This is a genomic window from Micromonospora sp. NPDC007208 (assembly GCF_042869175.1).
Taxonomy (GTDB): domain Bacteria; phylum Actinomycetota; class Actinomycetes; order Mycobacteriales; family Micromonosporaceae; genus Micromonospora; species Micromonospora foliorum.
Genome location: NZ_JBIAFG010000012.1, coordinates 83,115 through 104,530 on the forward strand (window position 1 = coordinate 83,115; position 21,416 = coordinate 104,530).

Genomic DNA, 21,416 nt, shown 5'->3' on the forward strand with positions numbered 1-21,416 from the left:
TCGGGGGGCCCAACGCGCCGGCATTGACCCGCCGGCCCATGGCGGGCATCCACGACGGGCAGTACGCTGCACAACAAGAATGTGTTCTGGGCGATTTCGGGGGCTTTGCACTCGGCGCCGACGATGCGCGGCTCCGTTCACGGGGGAGCACATGACGACCCGCGGGAGGCCAACCGTGACGCGACAAGAGGCGACACAGCGCACCGTCACGACCCCGGACGGGCGGCACCTCGCGGTGGAGACCTCCGGCGCGCCGGACGGGCCGGCGGTCTTCCTGCTGCACGGCACCCCGGGCAGCCGCAGCGGCCCCCGCCCCCGGGGCATCGTCGTCTACCGCCTCGGCGTGCACCTCGTCTGCTACGACCGACCCGGGTACGGCGACTCCGACCGGCACGAGGGCCGGCGGGTGGCCGACGCCGCGGCCGACGTGGCGGCCATCGCCGACGACCTCGGCATCGACCGGTTCTCGGTGGTGGGCCGTTCCGGAGGCGGGCCACACGCCCTGGCCTGCGCCGCGCTGCTGCCGGACCGGGTCACCCGGGCCGCCGTGCTGGTGGGGCTCGCCCCGGCCGGCGCACCCGACCTGGACTGGTACGCGGGCATGGCGGAATCGAACGTGGAGGACTACGGGCAGGCCGACGATGACCTCGCCGAGCTCACGCTCAACCTGAAGGTTCGCGCGGACGAGGCCCGCCGGGACCCGATGACACTGCTGGACTTCCTCCGCCCCCAACTACCCGACGAGGACATCCGGGTCGTCGACGACGTCGCGATCCGCCGACTGCTGACCGACATGTACTCCGAGGCGCTGCGGCACGGCCCCGAGGGTTGGATCGACGACGTGCTGGCGATCCGGCGCGGCTGGGGGTTCGACCTGGGCGCCATCCGCGCGGAGGTCCGGCTCTGGCACGGCGAGCAGGACCGCTTCTCCCCGGTGGAGCACTCCCACTGGCTCGCCTCGCGGATCCCGCGCGCCGAGGTGCAGGTGCAGCCCGGCGCCGCGCACTTCGGGGCGGTGGAGATCCTGCCGCAGACCCTGGCCTGGCTGGCCACGCCGGACCTCGCGACCAGCCCGCGCCTCTGAGCGCCGGCCGGCACGGCCAGACCGGCGGGCGGCCCGGACACCCGTCCCCGCCCGCCGGACGACCCGGTCAGATCGTGTGGGGGTCGATCACCCGGACCACGAACCGCCGTTCCCGCAGGGTCTGCACGGTGGGATGCTCCACGCCGATCACCTCGGCCAGCCGGTCCGCCACGACGCCGACGTCCTCGGCGGGAGCGCCGTCGCCCCCGCGCCGCGACACCAGGGCGAGATCGCCGAGGCAGCGCAGCGTGTCGGGGTGGTCCGCGCCGATCACCGCGGCCAGCCGGCCGGCGGTCTCCCGCAGCCGGTCCCGCGCCGACTCCCAGTCACTCTCCTCGGCGAGGCACACCGCCTGGTTGACCTCCGCCGCGAGGGTGTGCGGATGGTCCGGCCCGAGCACCTTGCGCAACTCGCCGACCGCGCGGGCCGCCGACGCGAGCGCGTCCGACCGGCGGCCGAGCGCCCGCTCCGCGGCCGAGATGTTGCTCACCGTCGCCAGGGTGTGCGGGTGCTCCGGGCCGAGCCGGAGCTGCTCCTCGAACGCCAGACGCACGGCGGTCATCTCGGTGAACGCCCGAGCCGCGTCGCCGACGGCCAACAGGTTCGCCGCCCGACTCGACCGGCACGCCACCGTGTCCGGGTTGTCCGGACCGAAGCGGTCGTCGAGTTCGCGGTAGGCCGTCTCGAACATCGGCGCGGCCTCGCTGCCCCGACCGCAACTGCGCAGGGACACCGCCAGGTTGACCTGAGCGGCCAGGCTCTGGCCGTCATCCGGCCCGAGCACCTCGCAGTACGTCTCGTACACCGTGCGCAGCAGGGTGGCCGACCTCTCGTACTCGCCAGCCTCCCGCAGGTCGCTGCCGAGCCGCACGGCGGAGACCAGGGTGTAGGGATGCGTGGGGCCGAGCACCAGCCGCCGCCGCTGGTGCACCTCGTCGTCCCACCGACGGGCCGACCGGTAGTCGCCGACCAGCCGGTACGAGACGGCGAGGTTGTTGGCGGCGCTCAACGTCCGAGGGTGGTCCTCGCCGAACACCTGGAGCCAGGAGGCGTAGGTGGATCGGTCCCGTTCCAGGGCCTCGGCGTAGCGGCCGAGCGCCCGCAGGTCACCGCCGAGGCTGCCGGCGGTCATCAGACTGTGCGGGTGCAGCGGGCCCAGCAGTCGGCGTTGCTCGGCCAGCACCGCCTCGTCCAGGTCCCGGGCCTCGTCGAACCGGCCCAGGCTGCGCAGGATGTTCGCCCGGTTGAACCGCAGGTGCAGCAGCTGTCGGCCCAGCGCCGACGCCTCGACCTCGTCACGTGTGTCGCCGAGCCGGGCGCTCCAGGTGTCGTCCACCTCCTGGCTGAACGCGTCGGCCTGGTCCAGACCACCGCGCTGCCACAGATAACGGACCCGGTCGATCAGCAGTTGACACACCGCCTCGTCCGGGCAGGTCAACGCCTCGGAGACCTCCAGGTGCGGCCAGAGCATGCGCAGCCGGGCCCAGGTGGTCGGGTCGTCCACGTCGCCGCGGGGCCGGGACGCGGCCAGCACCAGGTGCACCTGGTGTCGGGCGGCGGTGATCTCGTCGTCGGTCATCCGGTCGCGGACCACCGCCTGCAACAGCCGGTGCACCTGGACCCGACCGCCCTGGACGTCCAGTTTGAGCAGTGCCAGGCGGTTGATCTGCTGGACCAGGGCGCCGCGCACGAGCCGCTCCGACACCGACGGGTCGAACGGCACGAGGGCCGCCGCCATCTCGTCGCTGTAGATGAGTTCGAGGGCGATCTCCGGGGCCAGCACCGAGCAGAGCTGCAACAGCCGGTACGCGGCGGGCGCCTGCTCGAGCAGCCGGTTCAGCGACAGGTCCCAGGTCGCCTCCACGGAGAGGGCGCTGGGGCCGTGCCGCTCGATCTGCCGCAGGTAGTCGGCGACCGACGTGCCGGTGTCGGCGAGCCAGGCGCCCGCCGCGGCCACCGCGATCGGCAGGTCGCCGAGCGCCTCGGCCACCCGGTCGGCCTCCTCGGCGCTGATCGTGGGCACCCGCTGGGCGAGGTGCGCCACGCTCTCGGTGCGGTCGAAGACGTCCACCTGGATCGGGTTCGCCCGGTCACCCCAGGCGCGGTTGCGGGAGGTCAGCAGGACGTGCCCGGGGCCCTGCGGCAGGAACGGCTCGATCTGGTCGAGCTCCTCGGCGTTGTCCAGCACGACGAGCCACCGCTCGTACGGCTCACCACGGCCGAGCACCTGGAGCACCGACCGGACCGTGTCGGGCAGGGTCGGGCCGACGAGGATGCCGAGGCGACCGGCGAGGTCGGCGAGGGCGGTGTCGACGAACTGCGGCGGGTCCGCCACGATCCACCAGACCACGTCGTACGCGGCCTTGAACCGGTGCACGTATTCCAACGCCACCTGCGTCTTGCCGACGCCGCCCATGCCCTGCAGGGCGACCGGCAGCACCACCGCGCTGCCCCCGCTCTGCAACTGCGCGCGCAGCCGGGCCAGGTCGTCCTCCCGGCCGGTGAACCGGGCGTTCCGGTTGGGGGCGTTGAAGATCAACGGCTCGGTGCCGGGGTAGCGGGTGGCGCCGGCAGCCGGCCCGTCCGCCGACGACGGCACCGGCCGGCCGACCAGCCGCAACACCCGCTCCACGGCGGTCGCGGCGCTCACGTTGACCAGGTTGGTGGAACTCTGGGCCGGGAACTCCGCCAGTGGGCGCAGGTCCGCGACGTACACGGCCAGGGCCGTGGAGCCGGTGCTCGTGTCCCGGTCGGGCAGACCACCGGACGGCGTCGCCACGTAGGCTGGCGAGACAACGGTCAGGGTGCGCGGGGCCGGCGTGCCGGCCGACCCGACGGCGGCCACGGGCTCCACCACCCGCAGCCCGGCCGAGCTGAGCACCCGCTCCAGCCACTCGGCCCAGATGGCGTCCTCCGGTGCGTACCGGAGCACGATCTGATCGTCGATCGCCTCGGTGCGTCGGCGGAACCGGGCCTTGCCCCGCTCCCGTACCGACTCGTCCATCAGCGGCAGCGCGGTCACCGCGCCGTCGGTGAGGATCCCCGTCAACGTCTCGAACGCGGCCAGCAGTGACGTCGGTGAGCCCGGCGGATCGCCGAACGTGGCCAGGGTCTCCTCGTACGCGTAGAACGGTCGGTACGGGACCTCCACCGCGGCCCAGTAACGCCGACGTTCCGCCTCGGTCATGCCGGCCGGCAACCCGGCGAACCGGCGCATGGCCAGCAGGCGACCCGCCTCGGCCCGCTCCTTCTCGGCCTGGTCGACCCGCATCGGCACCGGCAGGACCCGGATGTCGCGCCGCCGGTACCGGTCCCGGACCGAGTGCGCCACCCGGGCCGCGCCGTCGATGCCCTGGTCGCTGAGCGTGAAGCAGTCGACCAGGGTGTCCGGTAGGTGCAGCGTGCAGATGTCGGCGACGTCGCTCAACCCCGTCCGGCTGTCGATCAGGGTGAAGTCGTACTGGCGCTTCATGTCCGCGCGCAGCGCCTCGAAGAACTGCGCCCCGCCCAGCCGGTTGTAGAAGTTGTCCCAGTCCAGGCCGCTCACCGAGACGGCGTAGTCGCTGTTCTGCCGGCCGGCGGAGAGGAAGTCGAGCCCGCCGCCGTCGGGGAAGTTCCAGCGCAGCGAGAACGCGTGCCGCCCCACCCGGGCGTACTGCTCCATCCAGCGGTCCGGTCGGTCGTCGACCCGGGTGGTCTCCCACTCGTAGTCGCGGATCATGTCGATCACGCCGCTGGTGCCCTGGATCGCGTCGGCGTCGAGGAACGGGTGGAAGAAGCGGTGCAGACCGGGTGACTCGAGGTCCCAGTCGGCGACGAGCACCCGCCGGCCGCTGGCCGCCAGGATCCAGGCCACGTTGGCCAGCGCCATCGTCCGGCCCGTCCCACCCTTGAACGAGTAGAAGGTGACGACCTGGCCTTCGCGATCGTTGTTCATCGGTTTTCTCCGTGGGGACGCGGTGGGGCCGGATCATCAGGCGGGGACGCGGGGTCTGTGGAAACGGTCGAGCCGGCGGCGGGCAGGCCGTCACGCAGGCTCGGCACCGGCTCGGGGGGTGGTTCGAAGGGGACGACCGGGCCGTACTTGAGGAACTGCCGGCGCGCCTCGGTGACCAGCGCCGGCATCAGGTCGACGAACTCCGGCATGCTGCACGCGCGCTTCACCTGGGGCAGACCGGCGTCGTGCAGCAGCTGGGTGACCTCGGCGGCCCAGCGGGTGGCGTCCTGGGTGTCGTCGTCGTCGGTGACCACCAGCGGAACGACCCACTCGCGTAGGCCGTGCAGCATGCGGGCGAGGAGCCCGGCCGCGTCCGGTGCCGCCGCGATCCACGGGTCGACAAGCAGCACGGCCGGCCGTCGATCGAGCAGCGCGGAGGCCTGCGCGAAGTCCTCGGTACGGGCCGACAGCCCGAGCCGCTCGGCGGTGCTGACCGCGTACTCGGCGGCGGGTAGCTGCTGGCTGCGCCCGTACGGCCGCCAGAGCCGGCCACTGGCGGCGTAGCCGGCGGGGTCGCGATCGGTCGGCAGCCGGTCCCGGGTCGGGGCCAGGACGGCGACGACGAAGTCCGGGTCGGTCGGCGCCGGACGGACGACCTCGTCCAGGCCGGGCGCCCGGGACGGGCCCATCGGTCGCCGCTCGGCGGTGTGCACGATCCGGCTCGCCAGGCGGCTCAGCAGCAGCTCGTACTGGGCCCGGTAGGAGGCCAGCATGCAGAACGCGCGCAGGCCGTCCGCGGCGTACGCGGGGACGTCGCGGCCCAGGTCCAGGGCGCCGTCCAGCTCCGGGTGGGCCTCCCACGGGGGGAACGGGATCCACAGCACCGGGGTGAGGTGGCCGGCGGTGAGCCGGGCCGGCCCGGCGGCGGCCAGCCGGGCCCGGAAGGACTCCTGCTCCCCCAGCGCCCAGGGGCGACTGAAGTAGCCGGGTGAGTAGAGCGGGACGAAGACCTCGGCGTCACCGAGCGCCTCGGCGAGCGCGGCCTTCCAGTCGGCGCCCAACGGGATGTGCTGGTCGAAGAAGCCGATCCGCATCCCGGCCACCGGTCGGGCCTGGCGCCGCACCTCGTCGGTCAGGTCGGCGAAGAACTGGCCGACCCAGACGTCGGCGTCGGCACGGGCGCCCGGCGGCGGCGCCGAGTGGGCGTAGCTCAGGAAGAAGTACGTCCCGCGCGCCCCCGGCCGGCGCCGGTCCGTCGGCGGGCTCACTCCGACTCCTCGGCGAACCGGTTGCACAGCTCGTCCACGCTCGCCGGCACCCAGGGCTCGACCAGGTACGACCGGTGGATGGCCACGATCCGCTGGGCGAGCCGCCAGACCACCGCCCGGTACGCGTTCTCCCACTGCATGGTCAGCAAGCCGTAGACCCCGTCCCGCTGGTAGTGCACCGCGATGTCGGGATCCGGCATCGCGGTCGGGGTGAAGCGCTGGATGTCGCGGAGCACCCGGGGCAGTGCCGTGCCGTTCGTCGGCGACCAGGTGACCGGCACGATCGCCGTCTCGTGGACCGAGGCGGAGCTGTGTCGCGGGGTGATCCGTCGACGGGAGAACGCGTCCCACTCCCGGCCGCACCAGTCGCTGCCGAGCAGCGCGCTGGACACCAGCGGAACGAAGACCTGGCAGGTGCCGGCGGCCTGGAGCAGCTCCGGGCTCCAGCGTTCACCGCCGGCGATGGAGCTGTCCAGGAAGCCGGCGTCCACTCCGGTCACCGGACCGACCAACTCACTGACGTGGACGGAGAGGTCCTCGAAGAAACGGGAGACGTACTCGGCGGGTTTGCCGGTGGCCCGGCCGACCGGCGCCCGCGAGTAGCTGATGAAGAAGAGCGGGGCGCGTGCTTGGGAGGGTGCGTCCACTGTGCTCACCGCTGCCCCTCCGCCCTCCCCACGCGGCCGGAACATCAGCGTAGTCCCCGCGTCAACGTTGCGCCGCCAACCGGTTCGTGGCGAACCAGCCAGTCGCGAAGTCGACAGCGGCCCGCGCCGGCAGCAGGCGGGCGGTGGCCCGCCCCACCCGGCCGTGCCGCACCAACGGCGTCGCGTCGAGCGCGGCACCCACCGTCGGGAAGTCCCGGTCGTCCAGGTCGAGGGTCCGGAAGTCGAGGCGGACCCGCCGCCCCCCGTCGACGAGCCGGAAGCAGTGGTAGTCGCGCTCGGGCGGCGGCACCGGCAGCCGGTACTCGGCCAGGTGCAGGGCGCTGCACGCCTCGTAGCCGAGGCCGAGCAGCAGGATCTGCCCGTCCGCCGCGTAGAGGCCGCCGACCGGTGAGCGTTCCCCCAGGTGGCAGGTGAGGTCATGGCCGTCGGTGAGCTGCCGGGCCCGAGGGCCGAGCGCGGCGAACGAGGTCTGTGGATGGTCACTGCGCACGGCGCCGGGGGTGCACCGGACGTACTCGGCGAGCGCACCCATCCGCTGCGAGGGGGTGGTCCGGCGGTCCCAGCCCGGCAGCGCCGCCTCGTACCGCTCGCGCTGGGCCCTGTCCATGCCCGCGGTGGCCGCCAGGTGGGCCCGGGAGGTGGTCGAGTTGCCGTCGGTATGGGTGGGCACCAGCAGCGTGCCGGCCGGGCCGAGGACGTCGCGCAGCGCGCCGGCGAGGGTCGCCGGGCCGTGCTCCAAGGGGCCCACCCGACGGAGGCCGCAGTGCACCAGCAGGCACACCCCCGGGCGTACGCCCAGCGCCCGCAGGTCGTCGGCGAGGCGGGGACGGCCCAGCCCGGGCAGTGGCTGCTCATCGGGACCCGACACGGGTCTCCTCCAGGGCGTGGCGCAGCTGGCCGACGAACCGCTCACCCGCAGCGGTGAGCGACCGGCTGGCCAGCAGCGCGTCGACGCCGTCCCGGGTCCACGCCAGGAAGTGGGCCGCGTGCGCCGACGCGTCCGGCTGGTCGGTGGCCGCCCGGGACTGCCAGACCTGGGTGACGGCGAGGTGGGCGTACACGCCTTGGAGGACGCCCTCCGGAGGTCGCGGATCGGGGCGCCACGGCACCCGGATCCGGGTGCCGTGGGCGGGTTCGACCAGGTCGTACAGGTCGAGCACCGCGCCCAGCTTCGCGTGCTGCCACTCGTGCACGAGCAGCACCGCCATCGTCTCCGGGTCGCTGTGCGGGGTGACGGCGACCGCGCCGAACGCGTGCCGGGCGGTCGCGCTCCGCAGGGGTCGCGCCGGGTCGGGCGCCAACGGAACGACGGCACGCAGGCCGCCGTCGAGCGCCGCCGCGTGCGCCGGCACGTCCCGGTGCACGACCCGCCAGGCCTCCGCCAGGGTACGGCCCAACGCCCGCGCCGCCGGAACCTCCAGCCGGGACTCGACCGGCTGGCCGTAGCAGTCGCGGTACGGGTCACCGTCCTCCAGCAGCAACCGGCCACCGGGCACCGACACGTCGCGCGTCGGAAGCCAGCCGGTCGACGGCGGCGCCAGCGGGTCGAGGAGCACCGTCTGCTCGACCGACCCACCCCGGACCCGGAACTCGCCGGGTCGGACGGTCACCTCGGCGCTCTCCCCCAGGCCGGGCAGCACCAGGCTGCCGAGCGTGGGCAACGTGAGCGTGTCGGCCCGCACCGGCACCTGCAACGTGGCCGGGACGCCGGCCAGCAGGGCCGCGGCGATGGCAAGGGCCGGCAGTGGGTCGACTGCCGCGCCGAGACTGGGCGAGGCCGACGAGTCGAGGCGATGCACCAGCCCGGGCCGGACGAAGGGGTGCGCCAGGACCGCCCGGACCGCCTCCGGCGCCGCCTGGTCGAGGTGGACGAGGAGGTCCCAGGCAGCCGTGGCGCCGGACCGGTCCCGGCCGGCCGCCAGCAGCGCCCGGGTGATGGAGAGCTGGGTGGCGGCGAGCAGCGCGAGCGTCGAGGTCGACCCGTGCCCGGTCGCCAGGTCGTCCAGCAACTCGTCGGCGGGCGAGGTGGGGGACCACTCGTCCGACGCCTGTGGGGTGGGCGGCGGGTAGGCGTCCACGGTGTCGATCAGGCGGAGCAGGTCGGCGCAGTACACCGAGGGGTTGTCGAAGCCGGAGCCGGTGCGCCAGCGGTGGGCGTACAGGCCGCCGCCGCACCGGTCGACCACCGGGCAGGCCCGGCAGGTCGCACAGAGCCCGTCCGCGCCGTCCTGCCGGACGGCCACCCCGGGGTGCCGCGCCACCTCGTCCACCGAATGGTCGAACACGTCGAACCCGGTGTCGGCCGCGCCGTGGTACGCGGTCTTCAGCGAGTCGACCTGCTCCCAACTGCCGTCCGCCTCGATGACCAGCACGTCGGCCGGCGCGAGACCGAACGCCTCGGTGCCGCCGCCACCCGGTCGCAGCGCCTCGAACATCCGGATCGACACCGGGCGCCCGTCGTCCACCCACCGCCGGTGCAGCCGCCCCAGCCAGTCCGCGTACGGGGTGCGGCCGGGGCCGGGGCGCTCCGGGGGGTCGTCCCAGGTGGCGTGCGGCAGCAGCAGGTCGACCCGGGGCGGGCTCTCGGCCAGCAGCGCCTCGTACACCCGGTCGGGGTCGTTGCGGACGTCGATGGTGCAGAGGATGCCGGCGTAGCTGGCGCGGTGTTCCGGCCGCCGGAGCAGGGCCAACGCCCGCCGGACGAGGTCGTGACTGCTGCCGCCGTGGGCGAAGACCCGGTGGCGGTCGTTGGCGGCGCGGTCGCCGTCGAAGGACACCCCGACCCGCACGTCGTACTCGACGAACAGCCGGCACAGCTCCTCGTCGAGCAGCACGCCGTTGGTCTGCATGCGCAGGTCGAGCCGCGTCCAGGGGGTGATGGTCGTCCGCAGCTCCGCCAGCACCTCCCGCAGCCCGGCGGCACCCAGCAGCAGCGGCTCACCCCCGTGCAGCACCACGTGCACGGTCGGCAACCCGTGCTCGCGGGCGTGCTCGGCGATCCGCCGGGCGGCGGCCTGGACCGTGGCCGGCGGCATCCGCGCCGGACGGCCACGCCAGGTCTGGTCGGCGTGCTGGTAGACGTAGCAGTGGTCGCAACTGAGGTCACAGCGGCTGTGCACCTTCAGCACGAACTGGCTGATCCGCCGGCACGATGCGCCCACTCCGGGTGGACCGCACCGGCAGACCATCACTCAGATGGACGAGTTGAAGGCGGCGACGGCCACGATGCCGGACGGCACGGAGTCGTTGGTGACGACGCGCCTGCGCACCGCCTCGATCAGATCGGCGTGCTCGACGGCGATCCGTTCCAGCGGGGTGTGCAGGCTACGGGTGAGATCGTCTAGGTCGGGACGGGATGAGCGGGCGGGGGCATGGTCCACAATGAGTCTCCGGGGGCCCGGGGCGCTGGGAGCGCGAGCGGCGGCTGTGGCTCGAACGGCTCTGGTCCGTGACCAGGATAGACAAATATCGACCCAGTGTCACCGTCGGTACCATTGCCCGCACGCCGAGTGGCAGGCCGCGGTGGCCGGAGGAGGAGCTGACATGTGCCGGAGCATCAAGACGCTGCGCGAACCGTTCACCCCGCAGGTGACCGACGCGGACGTCGAGGCGGCGGCGTTGCAGTACGTCCGGAAGATCTCTGGCTTCCGGGCGCCCGCCGCGCACAACGCCGCCGCGTTCGACGCCGCGGTGGCCGCCGTGGCCGAGGCGACGCGCACCCTGCTCGACCAACTGGTGGTGCGGGGCGCCGGAGCGGGCACCCCGGACCGGTCGGCCACCGCCGCCGGCTGATCGCGCCCACCGGCAGGGCACCCGGCCGGGCCTGACCCTGCAGAGGGTCAGGCCGCGGCGAGCGCTGGGGCGACCGTGTCCGGCGCCCAGCGCGAGCGGTGGCACTGCGACCAGCCCCGACAACCCGGGTCGCCCAGCGAGCAGAGCCGCAGCCTGCTGAGCACCTCACCGTCGTCGGTGTCCCGCACGTCGAAGTGCACCGGACGGACCGTGCCGTCCGGGGCGACGAGCAGGTGCCGGCCCGCGTCGAGCGTGTCGTCGCGCAACAGGCAGTTGCGGCCCAGCAATCGGGCCAGTGCGGCGATGCTGGCGTGCTCGGAGAGCTGCTCGGGCACCCCGTAGCAGTCCACCACCGTCGAGAACTCGCCCGGCGCCTGCCAGACGTCACACACCACCGCGTACGCCGGCAGCCGCGCCGGGTCGGCCACCGCCAACGGCATCACCACCCGACCAAGCGCCTCGGCCAGCGCCGGGTAGACCTCCACGGGTTGAGCCCCGTCGATTCTCCAGTTCCACAGCTCGGTCATTCCGCCTCCTCGCTGCGTTCGTCCCCACCGGCCTCCGGATCGGGCCTTACACACGATGGTGGGGGGCATTTGACCCCAGCCGGGGGCAAGTTACCGGTCTGTGACCATTCCGGGCAAAATTTCCCTGAGCGGCATTGCTCGGAGTAGCGGGAAGGTGACAGTTTATCGGGTATGGTGCGCCATCCGCACCACCGCCACCGCGTGTCCTGCCGCAGGTCCGACCGCCCTCGGTCAGCGCAGGACGACCAGATGCTCCCCCCGGGGCAGCAGCTCGCCCACCACCGGAGCGCCGGGCACCTCGCCGGCGACCAGCAGCCCACCTGAGGTCTGCGCGTCGGCCAGCAGCAGCCGCTCGGCCTCGTCCGCCGCGCCGAAGTCGGTCCACGGGGTCGCCCAGTCCAGGTTGCGTCGGCTGCCGCCGCTGACGAACCCGTCGCGCAGCGCCTCGCGGGCACCGGCCAGATAGGGCACCCGGGCGGTGTCGATGGCCACCGTGACCTGGCTGGCCCGGGCCAGCTTCGAGGCGTGCCCGAGCAGCCCGAACCCGGTCACGTCGGTGCCGCACCGGATGCCGGCGGCGACCGCCGCGCGGGCCGCGTCCCGGTTGAGCGCGCTCATCGAGGCCACCGCCTCCGGAAAGCTCTCACCGGTCGCCTTGTGCCGGGTGTTCAGCACACCCACCCCGAGCGGCTTGGTCAACGACAACGGCACCCCGGCCCGCCCGGCGTCGAGGGTGATCAGCTCCTCCGGCCGGACCGTGCCGGTGACCGCGAGGCCGTACTTCGGGCCGTCGTCGTCCACGCTGTGCCCGCCGGCCAGGTGACAGCCGGCCTCCCGCGCCACGTCCTGACCGCCGCGCAGCACCTCGCCTGCCAACTCCATCGGCAGCACGTCGCGCGGCCAGCAGAGCAGGTTGAGCGCCACCAGCGGGGTGCCGCCCATCGCGTACACGTCGGAGAGCGCGTTTGCCGCGGCGATCCGACCCCAGTCGTACGCGTCGTCGACCACCGGCGTGAAGAAGTCGGCGGTGCTGACCAGGCCGGTCCGCTCGTCGAGGCGCACCACCGCCGCGTCGTCGCCGTGATCCAACCCGACCAGCAACTCCGCGGTGCCGGTCGCCGGGCCGAGACCGGCCACCATGATCTCCAGCTCGCCCGGCGGGATCTTGCAGGCGCAGCCACCGCCGCGGGCGTACTTGGTCAACCGTACGGGTTCGGTCATCCCCCCATGATCTCGACAAGGCGCCACGATCGCCACCGTGACCACCCAGCCGGTGACCAAAATCGGACGCCCGAGAACGATCGTGACCGGTGTTACCGCTCCGTGACCCGCTGAGTTGCGTTCTGCCACATCGGGCCGCCTACAGTGGCCGCACCGGGGGTCAACCGACCCCGATCCGGGAGACGACAGGGGACGGTGGACGACGTGACGACGGGCGAACCGCTCATCGTGCTGGACGCGGTCAACAAGTGGTTCGGGCCGCTGCACGTGCTGGACGACGTCTCGCTGTCGGTGGGTCGGGGCGAGGTGGTCGTGGTGATCGGCCCGTCCGGCTCCGGCAAGTCGACGCTGTGCCGCACGATCAACCGACTGGAACCGATCAACTCCGGCACCATCACCTTCGACGGCCAGCCGCTGCCGGCCGAGGGCAAGCCCCTCGCGAAGCTCCGCAGTGAGGTGGGCATGGTCTTCCAGTCCTTCAACCTCTTCGCGCACAAGACCATCCTGGAGAACGTCACCCTCGGCCCGATCAAGGTCCGCAAGGAGAAGCCGGCCGCCGCCCGCGAGCGCGGCCTGGCCCTGCTGGACCGGGTCGGCATCGCCAACCAGGCGGACAAGTTCCCGGCCCAGCTCTCCGGCGGCCAGCAGCAGCGGGCGGCCATCGCCCGGGCGCTGGCCATGCAGCCCAAGGCGATGCTCTTCGACGAGCCGACCAGCGCCCTGGACCCGGAGATGGTCGGCGAGGTGCTCGACGTGATGACCTCGCTGGCCGGCGACGGCATGACGATGGTCGTGGTGACCCACGAGATGGGCTTCGCCCGGCACGCGGCGAACCGGGTCATCTTCATGGCCGACGGGCAACTGGTCGAGGACGCCCCACCGGCGGAGTTCTTCGCGAACCCGCGCAGCGAGCGGGCCCGAGACTTCCTCTCCAAGATCCTCACGCACTGAGCGTCCGTAGTGGAGCGCGCCGTACTCGGTGGGCTCCGTTGAAGAAGGAGAAGAGTATGCGTATCAAGCGCGTTGCGGCAGTCGCCGCGGTCGCCGCTCTGGCGCTCGGCCTCACCGCCTGTGGTGGCGACGACGGCGGGGACACCGGTGCTGGCAGCAAGTCCTTCACCGCCGGCACCACCATGGAGAAGCTGAACAAGGCCCAGAAGATCAAGGTCGGCACCAAGTTCGACCAGCCCGGCTTCGGCCTGAAGGGCCTGTCGGGCAAGCCGGAGGGCTTCGACGTCGAGATCGCGAAGATCATCGTCAAGGAGCTGGGCATCCCCGAGGACAAGATCGAGTGGGTCGAGGCCCCCTCGAAGGTCCGCGAGGACGTGATCGTCAACGGCACGGTCGACCTGGTCGCCGCGACCTACACGATCAACGACAAGCGCAAGGAGCGGATCGCCTTCGCGGGCCCGTACTACGAGGCCGGCCAGAACATCCTGGTCAAGAAGGACGACACGACCATCACCGGTCCGGACTCGTTCAAGGACGGCACCAAGAAGGTCTGCTCCGTCACCGGCTCCACCCCGGCCGAGACGATCAAGCAGTACGTCAAGGACGTCGGCACCCAGCTGGTGCTCTTCGACACCTACGACAAGTGCCGGGACGCCCTCAAGGGTGGCCAGGTCAACGCCGTCACCACGGACAACGTGATCCTGCTCGGCTACATCGCCAAGGACGAGGCGTCGTTCAAGCTGGCCGGTAGCAACTTCACCAAGGAGCCGTACGGCATCGGGGTGAAGAAGGAGGACGCGGACTTCCGCAGCTTCATCAACGACACGCTGGACAAGGCGGTCGCCGACGGCAGCTGGAAGAAGGCCTGGGACAGCACCGCCGGCAAGTTCGGCGCGGAACTGGGCTCGGCGCCCACCATCAACCGCTACTGATCTGATCCTTCGATCTGGAGGGTGGGGAGGAACACCGACCCGTGAACGTGCTCATCGACAAGTTCGACGTCTTTGCGGGTGGTTTCTGGCTCACCCTCCAGATCTGCATCCTCGCCGCGATCGGTGCCCTGGTCCTGGGGTCCGTCGTGGCGGTGCTGCGCATCTCACCGGTGCCGCCGCTGCGCGCGCTCGGCACCGCCTACGTGAACGTCTTCCGCAACATGCCGCTGACCGTGGTGATGTTCTTCGCCGCGTTCGGCCTGCCGGCCCTTGGCTCCAACGCGGACTTCCTCCGCATCCCGGTGCTCGACTCGCTGTTCACCCGGCTCGGCACCGATCTGCCGTACTTCCGGTTCGCACTGATCGCCCTGGTGCTCTACACCGCGGCGTTCGTCTGCGAAGCGCTGCGGTCCGGGGTCAACGCGGTGCCCGCCGGCCAGGCGGAGGCGGCGCGGTCACTGGGTCTGACCTTCGGGCAGAACCTGCGCCACGTGGTGCTGCCGCAGTCCTGGCAGGCCTCGATCGTTCCGCTCGGCTCGGTGATCATCGCGATGATCAAGAATTCGGCGCTGGCCGGCTTCTTCGGTGTGGTCGGTGACCTGTCGGCCACGGCCGACCAGCTCACCGGCGCCGAGGGCTACGCCTTCATCCCGGTCGCCATCGGCATCTCGATCGGCTACCTGATCATGACCGTGCCGCTCGGCGCCCTGCTGGACCGGATCGAGAAGCGACAGGCGGTGGCCCGATGAGTCAGCAGACCAGCGTCCTCTACGACGTTCCCGGGCCGCGGCAGCGGCGGATCACCCTGATCAGCAGCATCGTCGCCGCCGTCGTCCTGCTCGTCGGGGCCTACTTCCTGATCTACCAGCCCCTGGACGAGAAGGGCCAGCTCTCGATGGAGTTGTGGGGGCCGCTGGTCGACCCCTCCAACGAGAACTTCTCCCAGGTGTGGGATCGGATCGCCCTCGGCTTCAAGAACACGCTGATCGCGGCGGCGCTGGCCATCGTCTCCTCACTGGTGATCGGCACACTGCTCGCCATCCTGCGGATCCAGCTCAAGAGCCTGACCCGGCTCCGGTTCACCGGCATGGCAACGCCGGTGGCCTACCTGCTGCGTGGGTTGAGCACGCTGCTGTCGGCGATCACCCGGGTCTGCGTCGAGGTGTTCCGCGGCCTGCCCGTTGTGATCACCATCTTCTTCGTGGCCCGCGGCTTCCCCGAGTTCGGGCTCTACTTCGACAACCTCTGGTACCTGGTCATCGGCCTCACCATCTACAACTCGGTGGTGATCGGCGAGATCCTCCGCTCCGGCATGGAGGGGCTGCCAGGCGGTCAGGCGGAGGCCGCCGCCGCCATCGGGCTCTCCCCGGCCCAGACCACGTGGATGATCCTGCTGCCGCAGTCCTTCCGGATCATGCTGCCGGCACTGATCAGCCAGCTTGTCGTGGTGCTCAAGGACACCTCGCTGGGGTTCATCATCAGCTACGAGGAGACCCTGAACATCGGCAAGCAGATCATCGGCGTGCTGGGCAACCCGATCCAGGTCTACGTCGTGATCGCCGTGCTCTTCATCGTGGTGAACTACTCGCTGTCGAAGCTCGCCCAGTACGTCCAACGGCGGCTGGCCCGGGGCCGCAAGACCGCCAACACCCCGGCGCAGGCCCCGCCGGCGGCGGCCCTGATCTCCCAGGCCGAGGGCGGCGGCGGAGGCGGCGGCGGCGCCTGAGCGACGTCACACCGACCAGAAGGCCCGAAGGCCGCCCCGAGCAACTCGGGGCGGCCTTCGGTCATCTCCAGCGTCCGCGCGGCAAGGGCCGCCGGTCTGACTCAGCGGGCGATCTCGGTGACCCGGGACTCGCGGACCACTGTGACCCGGATCTGACCCGGGTAGGTCAGCTCCTCCTCGATCTGCTTGGCCACGTCGCGGGCCAGCACGGCCGCCCCGATGTCGTCCACGTCGTCCGGCTTGACCATCACCCGGATCTCCCGGCCGGCCTGCATGGCGAAGACCTTGTCCACCCCGAGCTTGCCGGCCGCGATCTCCTCGATCCGCTCCAGCCGCTTGACGTACGCCTCCAGGCTCTCCCGACGCGCGCCCGGCCGACCGCCGGAGCAGGCGTCGGAGGCCTGGGTGAGCACGGCCTCGATGGTCTGCGGGGGCACCTCGTTGTGGTGCGCCTCGATGGCGTGCACCACGTCCTCGTGCTCCCCGTACTTGCGGGCCAGGTCCGCGCCGATGATGGCGTGGCTGCCCTCCACCTCGTGGGTGAGCGCCTTGCCGATGTCGTGCAGGAACGCCGACCGTTTGATGATCGGCACGTCCAACCGCAGCTCGGCGGCCATGATGCCGGCGATGTGGGCGGTCTCGACCAGGTGCTTGAGCACGTTCTGCCCGTACGAGGTGCGGTAGCGCAGCCGGCCGAGCAGGGCCACCAACTCCGGGTGGATCTCGGTGATGCCGACCTCGACCAGGGCGTCCTCGGCGGCGCGGAGACAGAGCTGCTCCACCTCCTGCCGGGCCAGGTCGTAGACCTCCTCGATCCGGTGCGGGTGGATGCGCCCGTCCAGGACCAGCTTCTCCAGGGTCACCCGGCCGACCTCTCGACGGACCGGGTCGAAGCAGGAGAGCAGCACCGCCTCGGGGGTGTCGTCGATGATCAGGTTGACGCCGGTCACCGACTCGAAGGCGCGGATGTTGCGCCCCTCCCGGCCGATGATCCGCCCCTTCATCTCGTCACCGGGCAGGTGCAGGACGCTGACCACGCTCTCCGCGGTCTGCTCGCTGGCGACCCGCTGGATCGCGTCCACCACGATGTGTCGGGCGCGCTGCTCGGCAGTGTTGCGCGCGTCGGACTCGATGTCCCGTACGAGTAGCGCCGCTTCCCGCTTGGCCTGCGTCTCGATGGCCTCGACCAGTTCCAGTCGCGCGGAGTCGGCGGTGAGCCCTGCGATCCGCTCCAGCTCCCGACGGCGCAGCTCCTCCGACTCGGTCAGCTCGGTTTCCCGCTGGGCGAGCGCGGCCTCCCGGGCGGCGAGGGCGGCCTTCGCGGCGGTGAGCTGCCGCTCCCGCTCGGCGAACCGCTCCACCTCCTCGGTGTGCATCCGCTCCCGCTCGTCCATCCGAGCTGCCCGACGTTCCACCTCGGCGGCCTGCTCCCGGGTGGTGGCGGCGAGCACCGCGACCTCCCGCTCGCCGCTGCGCCGGGCCGCCGTGCGCAACTGCTCGGCGTCCGCCTCGGCCTGCTTGTGGGCCCGCTCCAGCACGGTGTCCGCCTCGGCCCGGGCGTCGTCGAGGACCCGACGCGCCTCGGCGCGGGCCGCCTTCGCCTCGGCCTTCGCCGCCGCCGCCTCGGTACGGGCCGCGGCAGCCGCGGACTTCGCCACGTCGATCGTGCTGTTCGCCTCGTCGGCCGCGGTCCGCAGGGCAGCCAGGGACTGTTCCTGGCGGTCCTTCTCGGCGATGAAGGCGGGATCCTCCGGGGCCGGCGCGGCGCCCATCCGGCGCATCGTCCGGATGCCGACCAGCACGGCCCCGATCACCACCACCGCGAGGACGAGGACGGCCGCGAGGAGCACGACGTCGAACGCGTTCATGCCGGGACCCCGTCGGGTCTACCGATGAACCTGTGCCGCCGCCCCGCCATGGCCGCCTCCCCTAACGTCGAGACCGCAGCGACCGTGCCGGGGGCACACTCCTGCGGCTGTGGACGCCCGACCGGAGCGGCTGGCCGTGGGTAGCTTTCTCCGCCGGCGGTGCCCATGGGCAGCGTCGGCGACCGGGTGCAGTTGTCGCAGCGTTCCGGACCGGCCTGTCCGGAACTGCCGCCAAAGGCCGCGGAGTCGGCCAAAGTGATGCTGTTCTGTTACGCGATCTATGTTGTGCGCTTAGCCTGCGCTGGTCGGGCAATGTGAGCCTGTATGGCGAGGCTAGGTCGCCGGGGGTGCTCTGGTCAAGGACTCATGATCAAACCCCCCGAACGGAGAGAAGTTGAACCGTCACCGCGCGCTGATATCACGTCGGACAGGAGGGGACAAACTCCGCGAGGCGTGCTGCCCACTGGACGTGTCGGGCCTGCTCAGCCCCACCCAGCCGGTTGTCGGACGGGGCCGACGACCGAGCAAAGGTGTGACCCATCCGTCTTCTCCGACGTCAGCCGGCTCCGACCGCCACCGCAGCGGCGACCAACGCCGCGTTGTCCGCAGCGGGTGAACCGTCCGGCAGGGCCAGGGTGTCTTCGAGCCCGATTCGGGTGTCCAGACCCCTGCGCACCGCCTCGGCGAGGACCGGCCAGGTCGCCGGACCCTCGGCGTGCAGCAGCACCGACGGCGCGTCCCCCGGCAGCGCGGCGATAATCCGGGAGGCGTCGGCCAACGCGACCGCCACGTCCTCGGCCATGCACTCGACAAGCACCCGTCCGGCCGACACCCGCCACCTCCGGTACGCCGCGACCGCGTCGAGCGTCCACAGCCCTGCCTCGACGAGCACACCGCGCTCGTGCAGGGCGGCCGCGACCGCCTCGGCACCGGCCTCGTGCGCGTTGACCGAGGCGAAGTCGGGCAGCACCGACCAGGCCCGGACGGCGGCCACCCGAGCAGCCGGATCCGGCGAGATCCAGGCGCCGGTGCTCACCCCGACCGGCAGCCCCGGCCGGGCGGTACGGATCGCGCTCAGCGCGGCGGCGACCACCGCCGGCCGCAGCGACTCGGCGCCGGTCTCGTCCCGGGGATGGACGTGCACGGCCGCCACACCGAGCGCCGCGCAGCGGGCCGCGTCCGCGGCCAACTCCGCGGCCGTGAGCGGCACGGCCGGATGGGCCTGCCGGCCGCGCCCACCGTTCAGACATGCCTTCAACATCAGGCCCCCATCGGGAGTCGCAGCGGACTGCTCACTCGACCAGACGGTTGTCGCGCTCCAACTCGCCCTCGGCGTCGGCGAGCGCGTCGGCGTCGATCTGCTCGGCGAACTCGGCCGCCTCGGCGCTCTGCGCGGCGAGCGCGTCCTTCACCGCCCGGATGGCCACGCCAGGCGGGTAACCCTTGCGGGCCAGCATGCCCACCAGCCGGCGGAAGACCGCGTCCGGTTCGCCTCGGGCGGTGCGCAGCTTGCGCTCCACGAGGCCACGGGCGGTGTCCGCCTCGGTCTCCTCGTCCAGCTCACCCAGCGCCTCGGTGGCCACCTCACCGTCCACGCCCTTGCGGCGCAGCTCGTTGGCGAGCGCCCGGCGAGCCAGGCCGCGCCCGGCGTGCCGGCTGGACACCCAGGCCCGGGCGAACGCGGCGTCATCGATGATGCCGACCTCGTCATAGCGGTCGAGGACCTCGGCCGAGACCTCGTCGGAGATGCCCCGCTTGGCCAACGCCCCGGCCAGCTCGGCCCTGGTGCGGGGCCGGACGGCGAGCTGGCGCAGGCAGATCTCCCGGGCCACCTCGGACTCGTCGCGCGGGGGCGCCGGAGACTCGACGGTGTCGGCCTCCTCGGACCGACCCCGGCGGCCTCGCCGAGGGCGGGGCGGATCGGTGGCGTCGCCCGTACGAGGCGGACTGGCATCCCAGCCCCGCCCCGTACGAGCGCGTCGTCCTACCATGGGTCAGCGACCGGTCAGAAGTCGACCGGCGGCAGCTCCGGGCCACCGGCGGCGTCACCCGCGCCGACCCCGACGCCGAGCTTCTCCAGGATCTTCTTCTCGATCTCGGCGGCCACGTCCGGGTTTTCCTTGAGGAACTCCCGGGCCTTCTCCTTGCCCTGGCCGAGCTGGTCGCCGTCGTACGTGTACCACGCTCCGGACTTGCGGATGATCGCCTGCTCCACGCCGACGTCGATCAGCGAGCCCTCGCGCGAGATGCCCTTGCCGTACATGATGTCGAACTCGGCCTGCTTGAACGGTGCGGCGACCTTGTTCTTCACGACCTTGACCCGGGTGCGGTTACCGACCACGTCGGTGCCGTCCTTGAGGCTCTCGATGCGTCGCACGTCGAGCCGGACCGAGGCGTAGAACTTCAGCGCCCGACCACCGGTGGTGGTCTCCGGGCTGCCGAACATGACGCCGATCTTCTCCCGCAGCTGGTTGATGAAGATCGCCGTGGTGCCGGTGTTGCTGAGCACACCGGTGATCTTCCGGAGCGCCTGGCTCATCAGCCGGGCCTGGAGACCCACGTGGCTGTCGCCCATCTCGCCCTCGATCTCGGCGCGCGGCACCAGGGCCGCCACCGAGTCGATCACGATGATGTCCAGAGCGCCGGAGCGGATCAGCATGTCCGCGATCTCCAACGCCTGCTCGCCGGTGTCCGGCTGGGAGACCAGCATCGCGTCGGTGTCGACGCCGAGGGCCTTCGCGTACTCCGGGTCGAGCGCGTGCTCGGCGTCGATGAAGGCGGCGATGCCGCCGTTGCGCTGGGCGTTGGCCACCGCGTGCAGTGCCACCGTGGTCTTACCGCTGGACTCGGGACCGTAGATCTCGACCACCCGGCCACGGGGCAGGCCGCCAATGCCGAGGGCCACGTCGAGCGCGATGGAGCCGGTCGGAATAATCGCGGTCTGGACGACCGGCCGGTCACCCAGCCGCATCACCGAGCCCTTGCCGAATTGCTTGTCAATCTGAGCGAGAGCAAGGTCGAGTGCCTTCTCCCGGTCAGGCCCTGCTGCCATGGTTGCCACCCCTGCCTTCGCCGGCGTCTTTGCTGAGCTTCGCGTCACGCGGACACGCTAGGCGCTAGGTCCGACAGAAAACCAGCCGACGGGCCGCGAGCTGTGGACGAGCACCCAGCTGTGGACAATAGCCGAACAGGTGTACGACTCGACAAGCGACACGCGGAACCGGCGAAAAGGCTGCTCAGCGTAGTCGGGCGGGCACGCGGTCGGGGTACGCGGCACAGACCGCCCGCCACACCACGTGCGTCTGCTCCCCCGATGCCAGGGCCTGCTCGATGGTCCGCCCGCCGAGTTGGGACAGCACCTGATCGCGGGCGATGCTGGCCGCGTAGCCGGGCCCGAACGCCTCGTCCAGCCGCGTCCAGAAGTCGGTCAGCCGCACAGTGA

At 72.0% G+C, this 21,416-nt stretch carries 19 protein-coding genes; 6 read left to right on the top strand and 13 right to left on the bottom strand.

The window, feature by feature from the left end; translation table 11 throughout:
* The first annotated feature begins 175 nt into the window (after positions 1–175).
* Positions 176–1,084, top strand: a complete 909-nt coding sequence (locus ACFYL6_RS22635; protein WP_387173938.1) for an alpha/beta fold hydrolase — start codon at positions 176–178, stop codon at positions 1,082–1,084.
* 67 nt (positions 1,085–1,151) lie between these two features.
* Here the strand turns inward: ACFYL6_RS22635 and fxsT are convergent, their stop codons facing one another.
* The 6 genes from fxsT to ACFYL6_RS22665 form a co-directional block, all read right to left on the bottom strand.
* Positions 1,152–5,021 (bottom strand): FxSxx-COOH system tetratricopeptide repeat protein, encoded by a 3,870-nt coding sequence (gene fxsT / locus ACFYL6_RS22640; RefSeq protein WP_387173940.1) that lies wholly within the window; start codon positions 5,019–5,021, stop codon positions 1,152–1,154.
* On the bottom strand, positions 5,018–6,289 hold the full coding sequence (locus ACFYL6_RS22645) for a TIR-like protein FxsC (RefSeq protein WP_387173941.1): 1,272 nt from the start codon (positions 6,287–6,289) through the stop codon (positions 5,018–5,020). Before ACFYL6_RS22645 ends, fxsT begins: the two co-directional genes overlap by 4 nt.
* Positions 6,286–6,945 carry a TIR-like protein FxsC gene (locus tag ACFYL6_RS22650; RefSeq protein WP_387173944.1) on the bottom strand — a complete coding sequence of 220 codons (660 nt, stop codon included), beginning with the start codon at positions 6,943–6,945 and terminating at the stop codon, positions 6,286–6,288. Before ACFYL6_RS22650 ends, ACFYL6_RS22645 begins: the two co-directional genes overlap by 4 nt.
* Positions 6,946–6,997: 52 nt before the next feature.
* Positions 6,998–7,825, bottom strand: a complete 828-nt coding sequence (locus ACFYL6_RS22655; RefSeq protein WP_387173946.1) for an aminoglycoside N(3)-acetyltransferase — start codon at positions 7,823–7,825, stop codon at positions 6,998–7,000.
* Positions 7,809–10,085, bottom strand: a complete 2,277-nt coding sequence (locus ACFYL6_RS22660) for an FxsB family cyclophane-forming radical SAM/SPASM peptide maturase (protein WP_387173948.1) — start codon at positions 10,083–10,085, stop codon at positions 7,809–7,811. Before ACFYL6_RS22660 ends, ACFYL6_RS22655 begins: the two co-directional genes overlap by 17 nt.
* 63 nt (positions 10,086–10,148) lie before the next feature.
* Complete coding sequence (locus ACFYL6_RS22665; protein ID WP_124817660.1) at positions 10,149–10,337, bottom strand: hypothetical protein; 189 nt, start codon at positions 10,335–10,337, stop codon at positions 10,149–10,151.
* Between the two features lie 163 nt (positions 10,338–10,500).
* Here ACFYL6_RS22665 and ACFYL6_RS22670 point away from each other — a divergent pair, with 163 nt between their 5' ends.
* Positions 10,501–10,749: a DUF2277 family protein gene (locus ACFYL6_RS22670; RefSeq protein WP_238660657.1), complete on the top strand. Its 249-nt coding sequence runs from the start codon at positions 10,501–10,503 to the stop codon at positions 10,747–10,749.
* A gap of 47 nt (positions 10,750–10,796) precedes the next feature.
* On the opposite strand, the gene ACFYL6_RS22675 is transcribed toward ACFYL6_RS22670, so the two are convergent.
* Positions 10,797–11,276: a hypothetical protein gene (locus ACFYL6_RS22675; protein ID WP_387173951.1), complete on the bottom strand. Its 480-nt coding sequence runs from the start codon at positions 11,274–11,276 to the stop codon at positions 10,797–10,799.
* A 231-nt stretch (positions 11,277–11,507) separates the two neighbouring features.
* A complete protein-coding gene (gene selD, locus ACFYL6_RS22680; RefSeq protein WP_387173953.1) occupies positions 11,508–12,497 on the bottom strand; it encodes a selenide, water dikinase SelD in 990 nt (329 codons plus the stop codon).
* A gap of 195 nt (positions 12,498–12,692) precedes the next feature.
* Between selD and ACFYL6_RS22685 the strand changes: the two genes are divergently transcribed.
* The 4 genes from ACFYL6_RS22685 to ACFYL6_RS22700 are packed head-to-tail and all read left to right on the top strand — an operon-like array spanning position 12,693 to position 16,106.
* The gene (locus ACFYL6_RS22685) at positions 12,693–13,448 is read left to right on the top strand and encodes an amino acid ABC transporter ATP-binding protein (protein ID WP_387173955.1); all 756 of its coding nucleotides are present in this window, start codon (positions 12,693–12,695) and stop codon (positions 13,446–13,448) included.
* Positions 13,449–13,504: 56 nt separating this feature from the next.
* A complete protein-coding gene (locus ACFYL6_RS22690; protein WP_238660653.1) occupies positions 13,505–14,380 on the top strand; it encodes a glutamate ABC transporter substrate-binding protein in 876 nt (291 codons plus the stop codon).
* A 41-nt stretch (positions 14,381–14,421) separates the two neighbouring features.
* Complete coding sequence (locus ACFYL6_RS22695; RefSeq protein ID WP_387173957.1) at positions 14,422–15,129, top strand: amino acid ABC transporter permease; 708 nt, start codon at positions 14,422–14,424, stop codon at positions 15,127–15,129.
* Entirely contained in the window at positions 15,126–16,106 is a 981-nt protein-coding gene (locus ACFYL6_RS22700; protein WP_387173959.1) for an amino acid ABC transporter permease, read from the top strand. The genes ACFYL6_RS22695 and ACFYL6_RS22700 overlap by 4 nt, the downstream gene beginning before the upstream one ends.
* Positions 16,107–16,207: 101 nt before the next feature.
* On the opposite strand, the gene rny is transcribed toward ACFYL6_RS22700, so the two are convergent.
* The 5 genes from rny to ACFYL6_RS22725 form a co-directional block, all read right to left on the bottom strand.
* Entirely contained in the window at positions 16,208–17,974 is a 1,767-nt protein-coding gene (gene rny, locus ACFYL6_RS22705) for a ribonuclease Y (RefSeq protein WP_387173961.1), read from the bottom strand.
* A gap of 556 nt (positions 17,975–18,530) precedes the next feature.
* Positions 18,531–19,235 carry a 3-keto-5-aminohexanoate cleavage protein gene (locus ACFYL6_RS22710; RefSeq protein WP_387173962.1) on the bottom strand — a complete coding sequence of 235 codons (705 nt, stop codon included), beginning with the start codon at positions 19,233–19,235 and terminating at the stop codon, positions 18,531–18,533.
* Between the two features lie 31 nt (positions 19,236–19,266).
* Positions 19,267–19,965 (bottom strand): regulatory protein RecX, encoded by a 699-nt coding sequence (locus ACFYL6_RS22715; protein WP_387173964.1) that lies wholly within the window; start codon positions 19,963–19,965, stop codon positions 19,267–19,269.
* Between the two features lie 14 nt (positions 19,966–19,979).
* Positions 19,980–21,026, bottom strand: a complete 1,047-nt coding sequence (gene recA, locus ACFYL6_RS22720) for a recombinase RecA (RefSeq protein WP_007456801.1) — start codon at positions 21,024–21,026, stop codon at positions 19,980–19,982.
* A gap of 184 nt (positions 21,027–21,210) precedes the next feature.
* On the bottom strand, positions 21,211–21,411 hold the full coding sequence (locus ACFYL6_RS22725; RefSeq protein ID WP_030489422.1) for a DUF3046 domain-containing protein: 201 nt from the start codon (positions 21,409–21,411) through the stop codon (positions 21,211–21,213).
* Positions 21,412–21,416 lie beyond the last annotated feature (5 nt).

Bases quoted from the DNA above. Each gene is read 5' to 3' on its own strand.
- rny (WP_387173961.1), bottom strand. From the start codon at position 17,974: ATGAACGCGTTCGACGTCGTGCTCCTCGCGGCCGTCCTCGTCCTCGCG.
- selD (WP_387173953.1), bottom strand. From the start codon at position 12,497: ATGACCGAACCCGTACGGTTGACCAAGTACGCCCGCGGCGGTGGCTGC.
- fxsT (WP_387173940.1), bottom strand. From the start codon at position 5,021: ATGAACAACGATCGCGAAGGCCAGGTCGTCACCTTCTACTCGTTCAAG.
- ACFYL6_RS22670 (WP_238660657.1), top strand. From the start codon at position 10,501: ATGTGCCGGAGCATCAAGACGCTGCGCGAACCGTTCACCCCGCAGGTG.
- ACFYL6_RS22710 (WP_387173962.1), bottom strand. From the start codon at position 19,235: ATGTTGAAGGCATGTCTGAACGGTGGGCGCGGCCGGCAGGCCCATCCG.
- ACFYL6_RS22690 (WP_238660653.1), top strand. From the start codon at position 13,505: ATGCGTATCAAGCGCGTTGCGGCAGTCGCCGCGGTCGCCGCTCTGGCG.
- ACFYL6_RS22700 (WP_387173959.1), top strand. From the start codon at position 15,126: ATGAGTCAGCAGACCAGCGTCCTCTACGACGTTCCCGGGCCGCGGCAG.
- ACFYL6_RS22715 (WP_387173964.1), bottom strand. From the start codon at position 19,965: ATGGTAGGACGACGCGCTCGTACGGGGCGGGGCTGGGATGCCAGTCCG.
- ACFYL6_RS22675 (WP_387173951.1), bottom strand. From the start codon at position 11,276: ATGACCGAGCTGTGGAACTGGAGAATCGACGGGGCTCAACCCGTGGAG.
- recA (WP_007456801.1), bottom strand. From the start codon at position 21,026: ATGGCAGCAGGGCCTGACCGGGAGAAGGCACTCGACCTTGCTCTCGCT.